The sequence below is a fragment of the Paenibacillus sp. FSL K6-1096 genome (assembly GCF_037977055.1).
Lineage (GTDB): Bacteria > Bacillota > Bacilli > Paenibacillales > Paenibacillaceae > Paenibacillus_AQ.
On record NZ_CP150274.1, the window covers coordinates 1,771,740 to 1,787,259 of the forward strand.

The 15,520-nt window shown below is 45.3% G+C and carries 22 protein-coding genes and 1 tRNA gene; 9 read left to right on the top strand and 14 right to left on the bottom strand.

What is annotated here, in order from left to right; translation table 11 throughout:
- Positions 1-72 precede the first annotated feature (72 nt).
- Positions 73-711, bottom strand: coding sequence for a hypothetical protein (locus MHI24_RS07735; protein ID WP_340025065.1), 639 nt, complete (start codon positions 709-711; stop codon positions 73-75).
- Positions 712-896: 185 nt separating this feature from the next.
- Positions 897-1,109, bottom strand: a complete 213-nt coding sequence (locus MHI24_RS07740; protein WP_340025066.1) for a helix-turn-helix transcriptional regulator — start codon at positions 1,107-1,109, stop codon at positions 897-899.
- Between the two features lie 146 nt (positions 1,110-1,255).
- Here MHI24_RS07740 and MHI24_RS07745 point away from each other — a divergent pair, with 146 nt between their 5' ends.
- Complete coding sequence (locus MHI24_RS07745) at positions 1,256-1,546, top strand: hypothetical protein (protein WP_340025067.1); 291 nt, start codon at positions 1,256-1,258, stop codon at positions 1,544-1,546.
- A gap of 91 nt (positions 1,547-1,637) precedes the next feature.
- Here MHI24_RS07745 and MHI24_RS07750 read toward each other — a convergent pair.
- The 3 genes from MHI24_RS07750 to MHI24_RS07760 form a co-directional block, all read right to left on the bottom strand.
- Positions 1,638-1,723, bottom strand: a tRNA-Leu gene (locus MHI24_RS07750).
- 158 nt (positions 1,724-1,881) lie between these two features.
- The gene (locus tag MHI24_RS07755; protein ID WP_340025068.1) at positions 1,882-2,331 is read right to left on the bottom strand and encodes a WGxxGxxG family protein; all 450 of its coding nucleotides are present in this window, start codon (positions 2,329-2,331) and stop codon (positions 1,882-1,884) included.
- Between the two features lie 77 nt (positions 2,332-2,408).
- Positions 2,409-3,095 (bottom strand): M15 family metallopeptidase, encoded by a 687-nt coding sequence (locus MHI24_RS07760; RefSeq protein ID WP_340025069.1) that lies wholly within the window; start codon positions 3,093-3,095, stop codon positions 2,409-2,411.
- A 198-nt stretch (positions 3,096-3,293) separates the two neighbouring features.
- Here MHI24_RS07760 and MHI24_RS07765 point away from each other — a divergent pair, with 198 nt between their 5' ends.
- The gene (locus MHI24_RS07765) at positions 3,294-3,449 is read left to right on the top strand and encodes a hypothetical protein (RefSeq protein ID WP_340025070.1); all 156 of its coding nucleotides are present in this window, start codon (positions 3,294-3,296) and stop codon (positions 3,447-3,449) included.
- A gap of 42 nt (positions 3,450-3,491) precedes the next feature.
- On the opposite strand, the gene MHI24_RS07770 is transcribed toward MHI24_RS07765, so the two are convergent.
- Positions 3,492-3,824 carry a YolD-like family protein gene (locus tag MHI24_RS07770; RefSeq protein ID WP_340025071.1) on the bottom strand — a complete coding sequence of 111 codons (333 nt, stop codon included), beginning with the start codon at positions 3,822-3,824 and terminating at the stop codon, positions 3,492-3,494.
- Between the two features lie 206 nt (positions 3,825-4,030).
- Positions 4,031-4,663 carry a hypothetical protein gene (locus MHI24_RS07775; protein ID WP_340025072.1) on the bottom strand — a complete coding sequence of 211 codons (633 nt, stop codon included), beginning with the start codon at positions 4,661-4,663 and terminating at the stop codon, positions 4,031-4,033.
- Between the two features lie 199 nt (positions 4,664-4,862).
- On the opposite strand from MHI24_RS07775, the gene MHI24_RS07780 reads away from it, so the two are divergent.
- Positions 4,863-5,357, top strand: a complete 495-nt coding sequence (locus MHI24_RS07780; protein ID WP_340025073.1) for a PH domain-containing protein — start codon at positions 4,863-4,865, stop codon at positions 5,355-5,357.
- A 15-nt stretch (positions 5,358-5,372) separates the two neighbouring features.
- On the opposite strand, the gene MHI24_RS07785 is transcribed toward MHI24_RS07780, so the two are convergent.
- On the bottom strand, positions 5,373-6,851 hold the full coding sequence (locus MHI24_RS07785; protein ID WP_340025074.1) for a glycosyl hydrolase: 1,479 nt from the start codon (positions 6,849-6,851) through the stop codon (positions 5,373-5,375).
- Between the two features lie 147 nt (positions 6,852-6,998).
- Between MHI24_RS07785 and MHI24_RS07790 the strand changes: the two genes are divergently transcribed.
- Both MHI24_RS07790 and MHI24_RS07795 read left to right on the top strand, forming a co-directional pair.
- On the top strand, positions 6,999-7,442 hold the full coding sequence (locus tag MHI24_RS07790) for a NucA/NucB deoxyribonuclease domain-containing protein (protein ID WP_340025075.1): 444 nt from the start codon (positions 6,999-7,001) through the stop codon (positions 7,440-7,442).
- A gap of 89 nt (positions 7,443-7,531) precedes the next feature.
- Positions 7,532-7,714 carry a hypothetical protein gene (locus MHI24_RS07795; protein ID WP_340025076.1) on the top strand — a complete coding sequence of 61 codons (183 nt, stop codon included), beginning with the start codon at positions 7,532-7,534 and terminating at the stop codon, positions 7,712-7,714.
- Between the two features lie 49 nt (positions 7,715-7,763).
- Here MHI24_RS07795 and MHI24_RS07800 read toward each other — a convergent pair whose 3' ends face one another.
- A complete protein-coding gene (locus tag MHI24_RS07800; protein WP_340025077.1) occupies positions 7,764-7,922 on the bottom strand; it encodes a YjcZ family sporulation protein in 159 nt (52 codons plus the stop codon).
- 164 nt (positions 7,923-8,086) lie between these two features.
- On the opposite strand from MHI24_RS07800, the gene MHI24_RS07805 reads away from it, so the two are divergent.
- From MHI24_RS07805 to MHI24_RS07815, 3 genes are all read left to right on the top strand, one after another.
- Positions 8,087-8,263, top strand: coding sequence for a YjfB family protein (locus MHI24_RS07805; protein WP_340025078.1), 177 nt, complete (start codon positions 8,087-8,089; stop codon positions 8,261-8,263).
- Between the two features lie 129 nt (positions 8,264-8,392).
- Positions 8,393-8,938, top strand: a complete 546-nt coding sequence (locus tag MHI24_RS07810) for an ImmA/IrrE family metallo-endopeptidase (RefSeq protein WP_340025079.1) — start codon at positions 8,393-8,395, stop codon at positions 8,936-8,938.
- A gap of 90 nt (positions 8,939-9,028) precedes the next feature.
- Entirely contained in the window at positions 9,029-9,193 is a 165-nt protein-coding gene (locus MHI24_RS07815) for a hypothetical protein (protein ID WP_238655892.1), read from the top strand.
- Positions 9,194-9,265: 72 nt separating this feature from the next.
- Here MHI24_RS07815 and MHI24_RS07820 read toward each other — a convergent pair whose 3' ends face one another.
- Positions 9,266-10,069, bottom strand: a complete 804-nt coding sequence (locus tag MHI24_RS07820; RefSeq protein WP_340025080.1) for an undecaprenyl-diphosphate phosphatase — start codon at positions 10,067-10,069, stop codon at positions 9,266-9,268.
- 192 nt (positions 10,070-10,261) lie between these two features.
- Here MHI24_RS07820 and MHI24_RS07825 point away from each other — a divergent pair, with 192 nt between their 5' ends.
- On the top strand, positions 10,262-10,465 hold the full coding sequence (locus MHI24_RS07825) for a DUF6199 family natural product biosynthesis protein (RefSeq protein WP_340025082.1): 204 nt from the start codon (positions 10,262-10,264) through the stop codon (positions 10,463-10,465).
- Positions 10,466-11,278: 813 nt separating this feature from the next.
- Here MHI24_RS07825 and MHI24_RS07830 read toward each other — a convergent pair.
- The 4 genes from MHI24_RS07830 to MHI24_RS07845 all read right to left on the bottom strand — a co-directional run bounded on the left by MHI24_RS07830 (position 11,279) and on the right by MHI24_RS07845 (position 15,389).
- Entirely contained in the window at positions 11,279-12,478 is a 1,200-nt protein-coding gene (locus tag MHI24_RS07830) for a HEPN-associated N-terminal domain-containing protein (RefSeq protein WP_340025083.1), read from the bottom strand.
- 624 nt (positions 12,479-13,102) lie between these two features.
- A complete protein-coding gene (locus tag MHI24_RS07835) occupies positions 13,103-13,477 on the bottom strand; it encodes a hypothetical protein (RefSeq protein ID WP_340025084.1) in 375 nt (124 codons plus the stop codon).
- 6 nt (positions 13,478-13,483) lie between these two features.
- Positions 13,484-14,629, bottom strand: coding sequence for a hypothetical protein (locus MHI24_RS07840; protein ID WP_340025085.1), 1,146 nt, complete (start codon positions 14,627-14,629; stop codon positions 13,484-13,486).
- Complete coding sequence (locus tag MHI24_RS07845; RefSeq protein ID WP_340025086.1) at positions 14,622-15,389, bottom strand: hypothetical protein; 768 nt, start codon at positions 15,387-15,389, stop codon at positions 14,622-14,624. Before MHI24_RS07845 ends, MHI24_RS07840 begins: the two co-directional genes overlap by 8 nt.
- Between the last annotated feature and the right edge of the window lie 131 nt (positions 15,390-15,520).

Sequence of the window (15,520 nt, forward strand, 5' to 3'; positions counted from 1 at the left end):
TCTCTGGTTAATATAGTAATATTAGTGTCCTCTTAGCAACGTTTGTCCCCTATTCCACATTAACATTCCCCTCTATTCCTTTACCTTCCAACCTTCAAAAAGCTTCGGAGAAGCAAACCTTGTACCATATTCATCTATGAAATAAACATATACTCTGTCATCATCCGTAATTACATACTTGTAATCCAGTATAGTCTGCGAAATTAAAGTTCCGTACGATTCAATAAATCGTTCTTTCTGAAAATCTTGAGAGTAATACCATGAATCTGAAATCGTAACGTCAATCTGACTCCAGCCGTTATCGCGTGGTTTTATTTCAAGAATTGCACCGTCCGCTTGCTTATATATTCCTTTTAGCTTTGCTGTCATTTTCTCAGCGTTTTGTTTCAAACGATCAAAGATATATACGACTTGATTGTGGCTATCTATCACTTTATAAACCAAGTAGTTTGTACGTCCATCATTGTAGGTAAGACTCGCTACAGCGCCTGAAATGGATTGAGCTTTTTCTTTAGCAACTTCCTTTTTTGTTTTGTTAAGAATGATTTTAATTGTCCTATCCTCATCCGATATTAAGTAGTAGTTAATAAGTAGATACCAAGACGTTTCACTGAAATTGTATTCCATTTCATTTTGCAATGATTTTGGAGTAAACAATGGAATACCATCACTGCCACTACTAGAATTCATTTCAGCTGCAGGCGACTTCATCCCATAAGTACCTTTTCATGTCCACTCCCCTAAACCATCATACAAAAGTGTAAGTATTATAAAATGTATTCTTTTCGAGTTAATCTTTTTCCTGCATATGGAATTGGCTCAATCGTTTTTTGCTTAAAAAATGCAAACAAAAAAGAGCACCCCAAGGCACTCTTTTATTCACTCCCTTATTCTCCTTACTCCCCCGGCACATACTCCACCAACTCCGAAAGCTTACATTTAAACGTATCGCATAACCTGACCAGCGTCTCCAGCTTAACAGTCTCCAAGTCGGTCTCCCGATATAGTTTGTTAATCGAATTCCGGCTTAGGCCTGATTTCTCCATCAGCTCGGTGATGTCGTCGATCCGGTGTTTGGCCATTAGCATTCTTAAGTTGCTTTTTAGCATAAGGTTCAGCTCCCCTCCACTTAATTATGTATCTATAGTTATGCTCCGCTTTCCGTTATCCTTATAGAGTTAAATATTAACTTTACATTATCACTTACAAGGTTATATAATAACCTTATAAGGTTAACGACAGGGAGGTGTCAGGTTTGTATCAATCTTTAGAAGCTTTAACTGATCCCTTGATTCGTATCCGGCTTGAAGCGATGTACCGGGAACTGCTGGATAACGATACTACGTATAATATGCTGCTGCAAGAGAGTGTTCAGTACTTCCACCAACTTAGAAACGCCCTGCCGGAGGAGCATCAGGATGCTGCTTTTCAGTATGAAGACACGCAGCTTTCCCTTCACGCTATTACTGAACGCTCCATTTACCTGCAAGGCTTCAAGGATGCGCTCTATCTCTTCAATGAGCTGCGTAGTTCCTCTCCTGCATAATTCTAGCTTAGCTGCACATTTTCCTGTTTTTGATCTGTATGTATAGAAAAGACGCATTCGACTGAATGCGTCTTTCCCTACTTCTTATTAGTGCCGAGGACGGGGGTCGAACCCGTACGGTACTCACGTACCGCAGGATTTTAAGTCCTGTGCGTCTGCCTATTCCGCCACCCCGGCATGAGTTGTGCGTTGTTCACGCGACAAGGAATATAATATCACGTATCTTAAGGATACGCAATCAGTTTTCACATAATTAATGACTGCAACAAAAGCCCGCCCAGCCGAAGCTGATACGGGCTTTGTCTCTACTCAATTTCTTGTTGGTGCTTCCCGGTCTAATGCCGGTCACGCTCACCAGTTCTGCTGCGCATGCCGGCCAGGCCGAGGAGACCGAGCAGACCGAGCCAGCCCCAGTTGGAGCGGTTGTCGTTGTTGTTGTTCGTGGTGGTGCTCTGTGCCCGGTAGCGGCCCGTGGTGTTATTGTTGGACAGCGGGGAGACGGAGCTGTTGTCGCCGGTACGGATTTTGTCGCGCATGATGGTATCATCCCGGCGCAAGGTATCGCGGGTATTATTCATCATGGTGTTGCCGCGGTCCATCATGTGGTCGCCCATATTGCCCATACGTCCGTCAGTGGTGGTGCTGTTCATGCCTGGAGCAGAGGTGCTCATAACGCCCGGAGTCGTGGTCGTCATACCGCCTGCTGCTGCGGAGATGTCACCGGCTCCGAGCAGACTCATGGACAGAACTGTACCGCAGGCAATCGTTGTAATCAGCTTGTTCAAAATATTGTGCCCCCTTCATGGATGGTGGTTTATCGCTGATAATTTCCCCATCCGGGACACGGTCTATACAGAGAACTTTATTCCTTCACAATGTTCACGGTTTTGGTGCGCGGATCATACGCCACTTGGGCTCCAAGCGCTTCGGCTATGGTCCGTACCGGTGCATAGGTTGTATCGTTATCCATGAGTCCGGTGGTCAGCTTGCGGCCGTTCAGTGTGATATTGACCGGAGTATCCTTGTTCACGTCTGGCTCACCTCCGTTTATCATGCTCAGCGCGGCCTTCACCTGCTGGGCGGTCGGCTTCTTGCCGGCGCGCAGCTCTGCAGTGGTCAGTCCGAAGCTCATCTGTAGATGCGAGTAATCCTTGAACGAGGTCCAGTCCCCGCCCCATTCGAAGCCAAGCTTCTTCGCCTCCTGCGCGACCTCCTGCCAGTCAGCGACCTTGTCGCCATCCCCGTCGCGGTTCATATCCCAGGACACATTCCTGCCGTCCGGCAGGAGCAGGGCGAAGTCAACCGCCAGTCCATAATTATGATAGCTGCTGCCGCCGCGGACATTCGTCACAATATTGCCCTTCTTCGTTCTTCCCTGTGCGTACAGTGCATTCTGTTCTGCGATGGTGCGCATTCCCTGCGTGATAATGATCGGGACCCCGCGGTTATAGCTTCGTCTGATCAGCTCGTTGGCCCCGGCCAGCACGGCCGGATGCAGATTGCTAAGCCTTCCTGCCGATTTGCTCTTCACTTGCTCAAGCGTAAGCATATACTCACCCCCTGGTACAGTATATGCATGTCTGTGCCGGACGGCTTGCTCCAGTTTCCCGGAGAACTACCCATTTTCCCGATAAAAGCATAGGATTCGACGAATTCCATCCGCCGCTTCCTGATAAATTCCGGCCGCTCCGGCCAGAATAAGCATATAGACTGTAAACTCCTAACCCTTCAGAAAGGCGGAATGAATATGGATATTCACAGCAACAGCTACCGTATCGCGGCATTTGACAACCGGGAGGAGGTCGTCGAGGTGATCCGCGAGGCTGAATCCGCGATTGCCAAGATGACCGGAATCCCGGAGGTCACACTTATTGCGTATGAGAAGACGGATAGCGGGGAATAACCGGATTCTTTTCACACCACAGCTCCCCGTCCTGTCTTCACCCTAGACAATATAAGCCTCCACCACATCATCTACCAGCAGCCACTTCCATTCCTCCGCCCACTGCAGCTTGAATTCACGCGAGTGGGTGTGGATGGAAGTCACAAATCCGCTTAAGCGTCTCCGCTCCAAAGGGCTATACAATTCAACCGTTACCCGCACATGACTCCGAAGCGACAAGGCCAGCGTATGCTCAATCTCCTCCACCTTCTGCGCATCCAGCACCGGCCTCAGGCTATGCCAGGTCTCCCGTTCCACCCTTCCTGCCTGCTCCATATACGAGGAAATAATCCGTCTGCGCTCTGCTAATCCGTTATCCTCCAGCTTCTTGCCCATCTCCGTTCCTCCTATCTGATGTATCTTTCCACTCAACACAGAACATATGTTTGTATTATAGCTGCGGCTCGGCCGCTTAGGCAAGCAGAAATTAATGTCATCCCGGCAGGCTAAGAGGAATAGAGCAAAGGGCCTATGCACAGCAAAAAGACGCCTACAGTTCAGCTGTGAAGCGCCTTCATCCGATTTCTTTTATGCAATTATCTTTAGTCTGCTATAGTCCCTGGGGCACTTTCCGAGCCTGTGTTGCTGCCAGCATCTGCTGCATCCTTCTTGGTTCCGGCATCCGCTTCAGTTCCGGTTCCCACACTGGTCTGCAGGCCGTCCTCTGACGTAATCAGTCCCACTTCCAGTCTGGCTTCGTTCAGCTTGGAGATGCCGTAGAGCATGGCTACGTCTGCCTGCTGGTTCATGGCGTTGAATTCCTCAGCGGTTACATCCGGTGACACCGCGCTCTTGGAGGCTTGCTCCTTAAGGTCATACGCACTCTTGAAGGCAATGAAGGATTCTCTCAGCAATGTCTCTATGGTGTCCGGCAGGCTCCCCGAGATCTTAATCCCGCTCACCTGATCTGATATCTCGGAGGCAGTATTCTGGAATTGATCTAGAGCCTTTTGCAGTTCCTTGCCGGTGGCTTGTCCGGTGGAATACGAGGTTAGTGTAGCATTGAAGTTCTCCAGCGAGGTTTTACCCATTTCGTCGAATTTCGACATTTCATTATAAAAGTTAAGTACCGTGTTCTGCACCTCTTCATGGGAAGCCGGTTCAGCACTGTTATTCCCGCAGGCGCTAAGGACCAGAACAGCAAATAGCACACCCGCCAGTAAAGCTTGTCTCATCTTGTCATCCCTCCACTTAACAGAATAATCGCGATTATGGTTAAGCGCAAATGAAATTATTGTAAAAGCGGAGGAAATGAAACATCTTTCTGCAGTAAAGCGTATGCAATGAATAGAAATCCGGTCCGGTTCCTGTGATGACGGAGGATTTCCGTTATATTATAATGAATCTATCTGTCAAATGAGAGGAAGCGATCCTATGCCTTATTGCACAGCCTGCGGTTCAGAATACAAGCAAGGTGCCAAGTTCTGCGGAGAATGCGGAGCGGACACGGGGGATCTTGCGGCGGGCGGTTCACAACGTACGGTTACAAGCAGAGGCGGCGGCTCCCAGCCGGAAACCGAGCTATGGCAGGGCAAGCCTGCCGGCATCTCCGACCGTCTCAAGGGGCTGATCGGGCTGAATACGACGAGATACACGATTACGTCCCAGCGGATCAAGGTGAGAAGCGGGCTGATCGGTAAGGATGCCGAAGAAATCGAGCTGCTGCGCGTCAACGATTTCTCCGTCACCCAGTCCATTATGCAGCGTATTCTGGGCATTGGAACGCTTATTATTTTGTCGGATGATACTTCATCTCCACAGCTTCCCTTCTATAGAATCCGTAGGGCTCATGAGGTTAAGGATATTCTGCGCCAGGCTGTCCGCGATGAGAAAATCGCCAACAACATCAGCTACCGCGAACAAATCTGATCTGTCTTCATCTGCTTATTCAGGGAGGTATAGAGCCTCCAGCGGAATCACGCTTCTGCCCTGGCTCTTGCTCTCCCACATCAGCACCGCACGCGCATCTCCCTGGTTCTCGTAATACTCCACCTTCAGTTCATGCAGCTTCCCCGCAATCAGGTCCACCGTGCCTTTCCGTTCCTCCCCGCTCTGCTTGATCCAGCTGTCAATGACCAGCTTCCCGTCGATCCATATCCGGATACCGTCATCCGAGTAGGAGTAGATCGTATACGTCTCGCTGAACGCTGCACTCAGTCTGCCGCTCCAGCGTACCGAGAACAGGTCTGCGTTGACCCCCGGGCCGGGCGAGGCCTGTCTCCAGGCGAAGTTAATATTGGCATCCGTCCGGGTCAGGGCAGGTGTGCCGCTAAGCTTAATATTATTGTAGTATTGCCCGTACAGTCCCGGCTTCGGAAGCACTCCTGCGGAGGCATCGAAGGCGGCTGCTTTGGCTGCATACTCGTCCCTGGAGAGCACGAAGCTGTCTTTCATAAAAGCCTGTATCGCCGCCTCCTTATTCTGCTCATACAGCAGCTTGCCCCAGGTTAACTGGTAGCTCCATTTATTCTGCTTACCTGCCAGAACAGAAGCCTGCGGAAGCTGGCCGTTCTCGCCAATGGCGATCAGCTTGCCGCGTCCAAGATCCCACATACTGTCATGATGGCTATCCTTGTAATCCCCGTCATAGATATCCGCTGCCAGCACATCCACTCTGCCGCTGCCGGGATAATACTTCGCCGGGTCCTCACTATTCTTGTTCTTCGCATTAGGACTCCATACCCACAGCAGATTATGCAGCTGATGATAGACGGTGTAGCGGTCGAACATGAGGTTCCATAGGGTGACAAAAGAGGACTTCTGCCCCCACCAGAACCAGCCGCCGTTCATCTCATGGTAAGGTCTCCAGAGGACGGGAACGCCGGCGTCTTGCAGTTTTTTGAGAAAGACTGCGACCTTATCCAGCTCTGCAAGCATGGCCTTGTTCTGAGGCGTTCCGGATGTGATGTACGGGGTAAAATTGGCTTCACTGAGGCTCATCGATACATTCGTCCAGGCCGGGGCAGTTCCCGGCAGATTGGCGTGGTAGCTCATCGCTACAATGCCCCCGGCTTTGTGCCAGCGGATGGCGCTGTCCGTCACCCCCTGGCGCTGGCTGGTGATCTGCTGCTCCGTCTGATTGCTGATTGGCCCCATCTCATAACCATGGACTCCGGCATACGTGCCGGCCGTATTCTTCAGCTTGTTATTCAGGTCGTCCGGGGCCTCCAGATAATCATGCAGCCCGCTGATGATCCCCTGCCCCTGCAGCCAGTACAGCGTCCCCAGCAGCTTCCTTGCCGGATCAGCCAGCTCCGCATCTGCGGGAGCCATCTGCACCTTGCGAAAAGCCGCCTGCCACTGCACATCGCCAATCAGCCGGGAAGCGGAGTCCAGCAGGTCCCTCAGATTGCGTTCTTCCACATTTTCCACCATCCTTTACCATGTGTTTGTACATTTTATGACGAATTGTGGAATTTCAGCACGGCGAATATCCAGCCATCCGGGCGGTTTCAATGCTATACTAATGTCAGCCGCAGGCTATATTACAACACCGTACAAGGAGCAGATATGAAAAAGCGTAAATCCGTCATCCGTCTCGTCATCCTTCTTCTGTTCAGTCTGGCTGCCTACTGGTTCGGGTTCGGGGAGAACGGACAGTGGCTGCCGCAGCCCGCACCAGGCCAATCCGAGGCCGTGAAGCTGGAATTCCCGGCACAGCGGTTCCCGGAGACAGCCAAGCACATCCGTGAGGCGATCCGCAAGGGGCATCCGGCGGTATGCACCATTGACCGGAAGGAAGCCGAGCAGAACCGCAAGGAATCCCTGAAGGGCGTGCCCGTCAAAAAAGGCTACGACCGCGACGAATGGCCGATGGCCATGTGTGCGGAGGGTGGAGCCGGCGCAGATATCAAGTACATAACCCCCGGCGATAACCGCGGGGCAGGAAGCTGGGTAGGCAATCAGCTGGAGGACTTTGCCGACGGCACCAGGGTGGAGTTCATGTTCAAATAGGCGTCAGCGGCTCTTGTTGTTTTATCCCATTTCATTTGAATGAAGCGTACAATGAAAGGGGAGCTAATAAAGAAGATGGAGAGCCGCAAGTGTTCTATATCTGTTACCGGGGCAGGCGGCTGTATGGACCGATGTCTGAGGCTGAAGCCTTACAGGAATGGTTCGCGCTCGCCGGAACAATCAAAGAACTCTATATTGTCGAAATCGATGCAGCCACCGGCAGAATCAAACGCCAGATCGGGCCCACAGTCCGCAAAAATAAGAAAAAATAGCCCTGTCCGGCACAGGGCCGTTCAGGGCTGCGTTTCGCTGCAGGTCTTTTTAGAACAGACAGGCTTTAGTGATGATAACCAGCAGGATGAACAATACCAGAATAGCGCCAGTGGAAGTCCAAGGGCTGACAACCGGAACGACTGGAGGTCCCTGATTTACTCCGCCAACGTTATTTCCACAACCGCAACCATATTCTGCTCCCATCATTAATTCCTCCTCTTGAATATTGAATACAGCACAGAATATGTGAAATTCCGTCCCGATGCATGGGCCTTACGGCAAAGAAATCACATTCACCTAACGGACAGGCGGCCATCGGCCGATATAAGAGAGGAAAGACCGGGTTCAAATCCCTGATGGAGGTTGCTGTTATGGATATTGCCGCTTTATCCGTGGTTATGAGCCAGTCTGCGTTACAGCAGGCCGCAGGGCTGCAGGTTATGAGTCTTGCCAAGGAGCAGGCCCAGAGCGAGGCCCAGAGTATGGTCCAGATGCTGAGCCAGGCCCCGCACCCCAGCTTGGGAAAAACACTTGATATTCGAGTGTAATTCCTTTATGCTTACATACATAGGAACACCCGTTCCATTCAGCCGCCGCTTGGAGGCGGATTGCTTAGCCCTTTAGGGCTTTTCTTTTGGCCAATAATACGAACATACGATCTTATATTGGGGTGATTGATGATGCAAGGTTATTATCAGATGACAGCATTGGAGCAATGGACAGAGGATCTCTATCAGCGGATCGGGGTCCGCCAGCCGTCCGACATCTCCATCGATTACATAGCGGACCGGCTGAATATCTGGGTCCACTATCTGGATGTCCGAAGCAAGGCGGTGGAAGCTGCGGCCGGAATGTACAGCGTGTATATCGACAACAGGCTGCCTCCCGAGCTTCAGCGGCTGGAATTCCTTCATGAGCTCTGCCACCTGCTGCGCCATGCCGGGAAATCGACCCTGATGCCCGCTGAGTTCACACAAGCGCAGAGGGATGAATCCGAGCGGTTCATTCTGTACGCCTCCATGCCCTATTCGATGATCTCTAAGGGCACCCTGCCTGAGCTTCGCGATGATGCCGTTGCCGAACTGGCGGTAACCTTCCAGGTCCCGGTTCCGCTGGCGGTGCAGCGGATTGACCAGATCCAACGGCGGATTTTTCAGGGGCAGCTTATGGCCGTTATGGAACGGGGCGAAGACAGAAATATCATCCACAGACATATTCGCTAAGCGATGCGGGGATAATACGGGATAGAGATATAGACCAGTAAGCACCTCTATACATGGTGAGATTCTACTGTAAAGGGGATCAAGATCGACATGGACGCCTTGCAGGTCATCGAATTACTGCTGACTCATCCTGATTATAGTGTGGATGCAGTGCATCCTGAAATTCCGGATTTCGTGGGTATTGAGACGATTGAGGTAGATCATGGAACCAAGACCTTCTCCATCCTGCTTCAGGAGCCTAAGGAATACGGCTGAGCTGTCTTAAGCGGCCCGCACACAAGTGACCCCGCCGGATGTCCGGCAGGGTTAAGCTTGTGGATTAGGGGATTACAGGATGACAATTACATAGAATAGTGCGGCCAGGACGAAGCGGTAGAGCGCGAACCATTCCAGGCGCAGCCGCTTGATCAGCTTAATGAACGTTACCACCGCAATCAGCGCCACCACAAAGGATGTCACGAAGCCGATCAGCATTAATGTCAGCGCATCTGAGCTTAGCAGATCCCGGCTGTCGTACAGATCGAGCAGACTCGCCCCGAACATCACGGGTACGGAGATCAGGAAGGTGAAGTCGGCAGCGGCCTTCTGGCTGGTCCCCAGCAGCAGGCCGCCTGAGATGGTCGAGCCTGAGCGCGAGAAGCCGGGCCACAGGGCCAGACACTGGAACAGCCCAATGCCGAAGGCTTGCTTGTAATTCAGGTGATCTACGGTCTCCGCCGTCTTGGCTCTTTTGCTGCGTGCCGCGAAGATCATCAGGATGCCGCCCGCCACCAGCCCGATCAGGACCGGCTCAGGGCCGAACAAGTGAGTCTTAATCAAGTCCTTGAAGAGCAGGTACACGATTAAGGCCGGAATCATGGCCAGGAACATATGTATGGCATTCAGTCCCTTGCTTTTCGAGAAGTCCATCTTCAGCATATTGACACCAATATGGAGATACTTCTTCCAATACAGCAGCAGCACGGCCAATACGGCCCCGAGCTGAATCACAATTTTGAAGGTGACGGCCGTATCTCCCTCGAACTTCAGCAGATCCCCGGCCAGCACCAGATGTCCGGTAGACGATACCGGCAAGAATTCGGTCAGTCCCTCTATAATCCCTAATATTATGGCTTTGATTGCATCAGTCACTGGTGAATAATCCCCTTTCTGAAATAGATCACTCTATTTCCAGTATAAGGGACAGCTCAGGAATCCCCCATCGAATCACCTAACAATCCGGGAGCAGGATGTGACAGTAGTGTCACTTGGAGGGAGAAGTTCCTGTTTTGTGCAACCTATTACACCCGGTGTGCGTACATGGATTAAGGAGTTGGTAATAATATGGCTGTTCTATTTATTATATTAGTTGTAATCATTGCAGTCCTGAATATCTTCTTCCCGGCCATGGGCTGGCATCTGCGATATGGCTGGATGGTCCAAGGCGACTCCGAGCCCAGCGATGCTTACCTCATGATGAGCCGAATCACCAGCGTGATTGTCCTGATTTTTTTTCTCTTGTACTTTTTGCCTTCGATGTTGGGTTAGGGAGTGGATTGGAATGGTAAGCTACATGTCAAAAAGAGCCGCCGGCGCTTCCCTGCCGGCGGCTTCTTTTGTTACTTTCTTTTAAAGCTTCTATTCCAGTCCAAAGCCATTTCCTGAAAGCTAACTTGTCTGCGCCAAGTGCTGCCAGTGGTCTCCCATTCCTTAAATGCTTGCGCATAAGGCGTGTAAAATCTCCAATCGCTAATATTCCAAGAACAATAAATCTTGCGGTAGCACTTCCCAAACGGGATATCCTCAGTGTACCTCCGCACAGCCTTGCTCGCCTGCCGTTTACTCCAGCGGCTGCCGTACTCTTTGCATACGGGTGTCTTCTTCATACTTCTGCTCAACTTGGCTCTAACCTCCTTAAAAGAAGCTAGAGACCGTCTAATAATTTCATTGATTCACCCCTTATTCGCCCATATTTCTATGTTTAAAAGAGGTTGAACGCTAATAAAAAGCCCCTTGCTAAGCAAGAGACTTAAGTGAAGTGGGCCCTACAGGACTCGAACCTGTGACCAATCGGTTATGAGCCGACCGCTCTAACCAACTGATATAGAGGAAAGGGATATATGCCCTAAACTCTATTAGTGAATCGTTGATTTTATTGGAGTTCGGGACTATAAGGTAAATTGGATTATAAAGAGTTCGTGACCAATTATGTGACCAATAAATCCTGGAGCAATCCAGGATTTATTCGCTGTTCTGGCAACTCTAACCATCTGAGCTTAGGGAAAGGGCGTTATGGTTCAGCAGAAACAAGATTTATCCCTAGTTTGCCGGAAGTGAAAGCTTTTTATTAAGAATATTTGCTTATAATTGAGACGTATTTAGTGTACTCAAATTAAGCATTTTATCAGTATCATTGGGATCTTGAGTACAATCTTCATTCTCAATAAAAAGAACACAACATACTCCACCACTCACTCTTGCACTGGGGTAGAGAATCCCATGAATTTTCTCACCATTTTCCATAGTGAATACACGTCTGAAAAATTCCGTAACAATTTGGGTAGGAACATATTCTATGTGCTCAATATTATTTTTAGTAACAGGCATTGATAAATCATAAACAAGGTTTCTTATAAAAATCACAGCATTTCTTAGATGTCTTTTTTCTTCATCAAAAAGACTAGGAAACTGAATATGTTTCGAAAGATCTAATAAATTTAGATTTTTTAAATTCTCAAAAATCCCTACTGTCACATATTTCTTATCATCACGAATTTCTTCAATAGCTGTTGCTTCATCTGTTGCTCCATAAAACATTGGTATACCTGCAGGACTCATTCTGTTGGAATAAATTGAAAACTCTCTAGGAGGTGAAGCCAATTCTTCAACTTTGGAGAAGCCAGTTGAATCATTATGAGTTCTTCCTCTGTAAAATCTATAGGAAACTGCTTTTGAATTTATTAAACCTAAAGTTATTATAGACTGTCCGATTGTTTCAAGTATTTGAGAAGGCTGAGAATAAATAATACCATAGCGGTTTGGATTATCTTCTATGTGAAAGAATACATATCTTGTTTCATGTTTTACTTGCTGACAAAACAGCTCCCACGTAACATAATTCTCTTCATACTCTCTAAGTAAATACGGGCTTATCTGACACCATTGTTGGTCACTAATCGAGCTATAAATATCTCTTTTTAGATCTTCATTTTCAATCCCAAGTTCATCACTAAGTTCATCACAAATTAGATCGTATGTATCAATAACTTTTGCCCCTTGCCAACCGCCTTCTCTACCATCCCAACCAACACCTTCATTATTAGGATCTCCCCATTCAGTCTTTATACCATCCATAATAACATGTAGAAGTTTTTCTATATGAACCGAGATTTCCTCATCACTTTGCTGACCACAATAATCACACTTACATTGTTCTGCGTTATCTTCGATAAACAATTTTAGAGCATAATCATCTACACAATTATGACATACAAACTTCTCTACTGTGCACTCAAATCCTTGTTCCTCAATCTTAGCCATGTACTCTTTTGCCCAGCTCATTTTTATCCCCCCAACACAAATGTTTGGAAACATATAGAAAGTGGGGTCATTGAGTTGCCCACTAAATCCATCTAGTAAAGTAATTTCAACACTTTGCCCCTTCTTCCCAACATAAACTTGATATTTTTACTATCAGGCTTCAGTGATGCGTATAGTGTGCCTATATTGAGTCCTGAAAATCCACTTTATCGGAGTAAAGAATGAAAAATTATTAGCTTTGCAGGGGAATTTGAACCCCAGCCCTACGTATTACAAGTGTGCCTCAGGCAAAACTATTTAAGGTTTTTCTAGACTGTTAAGGGATAGAACGTTTGTTTCAAGTGTATAGTTACCTCTAAAGATTTGTTTGTATTTGCTTTTTTTGGAAAAAAATTAAGAGACGCAAGATCGAAACTCCCCATAGCTTAATTACACAAGTCTATTTTATACAATTTTGATCAAAATTTATATATTAACCAAAATAATAAAATAAAAAAATAGTCTGATTTTTGACAATTATTTCGTTAGCTTCTAAGCGATAAAGACTTTTCCACTGTCCAGATCCTAAGTAAATTCAAAGTATTAAGAATTAAACAAAATAAAAGCCGAGTAACTCACTTAGCAGAGTAATCGGCTTTTCTCTAGTTAAATATTTTTATCATCTGAGGCCAAATCTTCCGAAATAGAAGCGTCTCTCAAATGATCATATGTAAATATTGCTATTGAATCATCTTCATCGGTATTTTCTAAAGTGAATGTGTGCCTTGTAGAATCGTCACTAACCAAAAAGAATCTATCGTCTGGATCGATACTTTCTAAAGAACGTGTTTCTATACAAGAATCAAATAATATAGGAAGATCATCTTCATCAGATGTTTCCGATGTCTCAGTAAGTCTAGTTGAATCTGAGAACTTTATACTGTTTGTAACAGTATCTTCAATATTTCCAGTTGATAAATCCTTTTTAGTATTTTCGAGAGGAATTGTTCTAATGTATTTGGATATGTAAGGTTCCTTCATTAAGTGTTACCTCCTTATAAAAATGATTTGTATTTCACTTTGCGAGAGTTTAAAATTTGAAGTAAAAACTTCTGTAACTGGAATATTATTATAATTATAGACTTTCAAAAAATCAAGTAGTCGCTGATAATTACTTGAAATAATATTACTATTTCTTATAAAAATTATTTCTTTAAAATCATTATTTATTAAATGTGTTTGTAGCTGCAATAATAACTTTTTATTGTTTTCTAGAAAATTTTCAGGATTAGATGAAATATCAAGACTTTGAATAGTGTTATTATTACTTTTAGATTCAATTTGTGTAGGTGTATAGTTAGTCGTAGTTGTCAACAGGTTAAATGAGAGGGTAGCTAACAAAATTATTACATTCCAAGAAACAATGCAAATCAAATATTTTTCAATATTCTTAATAAGACTAACTTCGCAAACATTATTGTTTTGCAATTCCTGCCAATCATAATACAATCCTGATAGGTATTTTGTAGATGCCTCCATAGGATTCTGAGCATTTTTAATACTCCTAAAAAGGAATTTGCGATATCCTTGTACTTTAATAAACTTATATGCAAACAATAGTATATTAATTAAAGAAAAAAGTGTAATTATACCAGAAATAATATATAAATTAGATAGGAGGATCGGTTTTTCTAAGATGTCACTTATTTTTGATATAAACGGAATATATATAGGAATCAATATTGCTATTATCGCTAAATATGCCAAAAATTTATTAAAGACTTTACCTTGTGTTGTTTGACAATCATTAATTTTAAATAAAATAGTTTGAGTTAAAAGTTCCTTTTCCTCAGGAGTTTTAGATGTTAAATCAATTTCAAAATCATTTCTTTTTTGATCTAATTCTGCATCAGGTATTCTCGGTTGTAATTTTGATAGATATATCATTTCTGACCATCCAAAACTAAATATCTTATCAGTACGAGGTAATCTATGAATCCATAATTTAAACATTGGTATATTAATTTCAGTATAGAGTAGACAATATATTACAGTGCCTAAGCTTACGCTAAAGATATTGAGACTAATTCTTTCTGAGTTTCTTTTTAAATCACCAAAATGACTTTTATCAATAACCCGAAAAATTGGTGAAAATGAAAGAAGTTTTATAAGAATGAACAAAAGTTTAGGCATGGGCAGATTCCTCTTCGGTCAAGTAGTTTATTATCGCAGTAGAAATGTTAAGTGAAAGTAATTGTTCTAACCATAACCATTGCCCATTCGGATTAACTTCCAGAAAATAATAGATGCCATCTCTATAGATAAAGTCGAATGCTCCAAATTGGATATTTAACGTTTCCATTAATTTGAAACATAGATTTATTAAATTTGCAGGCAAACTGGCTTTAGTATATTGAACATTTGCAGTTGTTTTCCTCCAATCCACCTTATCACTTGATTGAATCTCGACAGTGAACACACATTTTCCAACGATCGTAACTCTATATTCTGCATCTTTACTTACATATTTTTGGAAATAGGATGGACTTATTTCTAAATTTTGAACTGGAATAGAAGGATCTACAAGATTGGTTTGTATATAATTTATTTTTGTGGGTTCAAGTATTCTTCCAACAGATAAAGGTTTTACAATTGATACTTCATCTTTAATAAAATCAGATGCACAAACACTGTCATTAGTGATAAGTGAAGCTGGAAGTAGAAATCCAAGCTTAGAAGCAATATGTAACTGAGTAACCTTATTTTCTGCACGTTTTAAAATAGAAGGCCGTGTAAGGCTTCTTTTTCCCACTATTTCCGCGATACCTTCTATAAGAGTTAAAATATCACGTTGCATTAAAGAATGGAATTTATAATTATACAAAGACATGTCAGGCATCATTGGTTTTCGATAGTACACAGCATCAATAGAGTTATCTTCTATAACTCCCACAGAACTAGTAATCCTTAAGCTAGTGGTCCGTACTTCGAATTTATAGTTTGTAAGTTTATCAGTATCAATTCTGAAGAAGTTTACCCTTTCTTTAAAGTTATAAACTAAGTAATCGACTGTCTTATCAATTG

Excerpts from the sequence above, each read along its gene's own strand:
- MHI24_RS07835 (WP_340025084.1), bottom strand. The coding sequence starts at position 13,477 with ATGAAGGAACCTTACATATCCAAATACATTAGAACAATTCCTCTCGAA.
- MHI24_RS07800 (WP_340025077.1), bottom strand. The coding sequence starts at position 7,922 with ATGATGGGAGCAGAATATGGTTGCGGTTGTGGAAATAACGTTGGCGGA.
- MHI24_RS07775 (WP_340025072.1), bottom strand. The coding sequence starts at position 4,663 with ATGAGACAAGCTTTACTGGCGGGTGTGCTATTTGCTGTTCTGGTCCTT.
- MHI24_RS07760 (WP_340025069.1), bottom strand. The coding sequence starts at position 3,095 with ATGCTTACGCTTGAGCAAGTGAAGAGCAAATCGGCAGGAAGGCTTAGC.
- MHI24_RS07830 (WP_340025083.1), bottom strand. The coding sequence starts at position 12,478 with ATGAGCTGGGCAAAAGAGTACATGGCTAAGATTGAGGAACAAGGATTT.
- MHI24_RS07790 (WP_340025075.1), top strand. The coding sequence starts at position 6,999 with ATGAAAAAGCGTAAATCCGTCATCCGTCTCGTCATCCTTCTTCTGTTC.
- MHI24_RS07805 (WP_340025078.1), top strand. The coding sequence starts at position 8,087 with ATGGATATTGCCGCTTTATCCGTGGTTATGAGCCAGTCTGCGTTACAG.
- MHI24_RS07765 (WP_340025070.1), top strand. The coding sequence starts at position 3,294 with ATGGATATTCACAGCAACAGCTACCGTATCGCGGCATTTGACAACCGG.
- MHI24_RS07840 (WP_340025085.1), bottom strand. The coding sequence starts at position 14,629 with ATGCCTAAACTTTTGTTCATTCTTATAAAACTTCTTTCATTTTCACCA.
- MHI24_RS07740 (WP_340025066.1), bottom strand. The coding sequence starts at position 1,109 with ATGCTAAAAAGCAACTTAAGAATGCTAATGGCCAAACACCGGATCGAC.
- MHI24_RS07810 (WP_340025079.1), top strand. The coding sequence starts at position 8,393 with ATGATGCAAGGTTATTATCAGATGACAGCATTGGAGCAATGGACAGAG.
- MHI24_RS07735 (WP_340025065.1), bottom strand. The coding sequence starts at position 711 with ATGAAGTCGCCTGCAGCTGAAATGAATTCTAGTAGTGGCAGTGATGGT.
- MHI24_RS07770 (WP_340025071.1), bottom strand. The coding sequence starts at position 3,824 with ATGGGCAAGAAGCTGGAGGATAACGGATTAGCAGAGCGCAGACGGATT.
- MHI24_RS07825 (WP_340025082.1), top strand. The coding sequence starts at position 10,262 with ATGGCTGTTCTATTTATTATATTAGTTGTAATCATTGCAGTCCTGAAT.
- MHI24_RS07780 (WP_340025073.1), top strand. The coding sequence starts at position 4,863 with ATGCCTTATTGCACAGCCTGCGGTTCAGAATACAAGCAAGGTGCCAAG.
- MHI24_RS07815 (WP_238655892.1), top strand. The coding sequence starts at position 9,029 with ATGGACGCCTTGCAGGTCATCGAATTACTGCTGACTCATCCTGATTAT.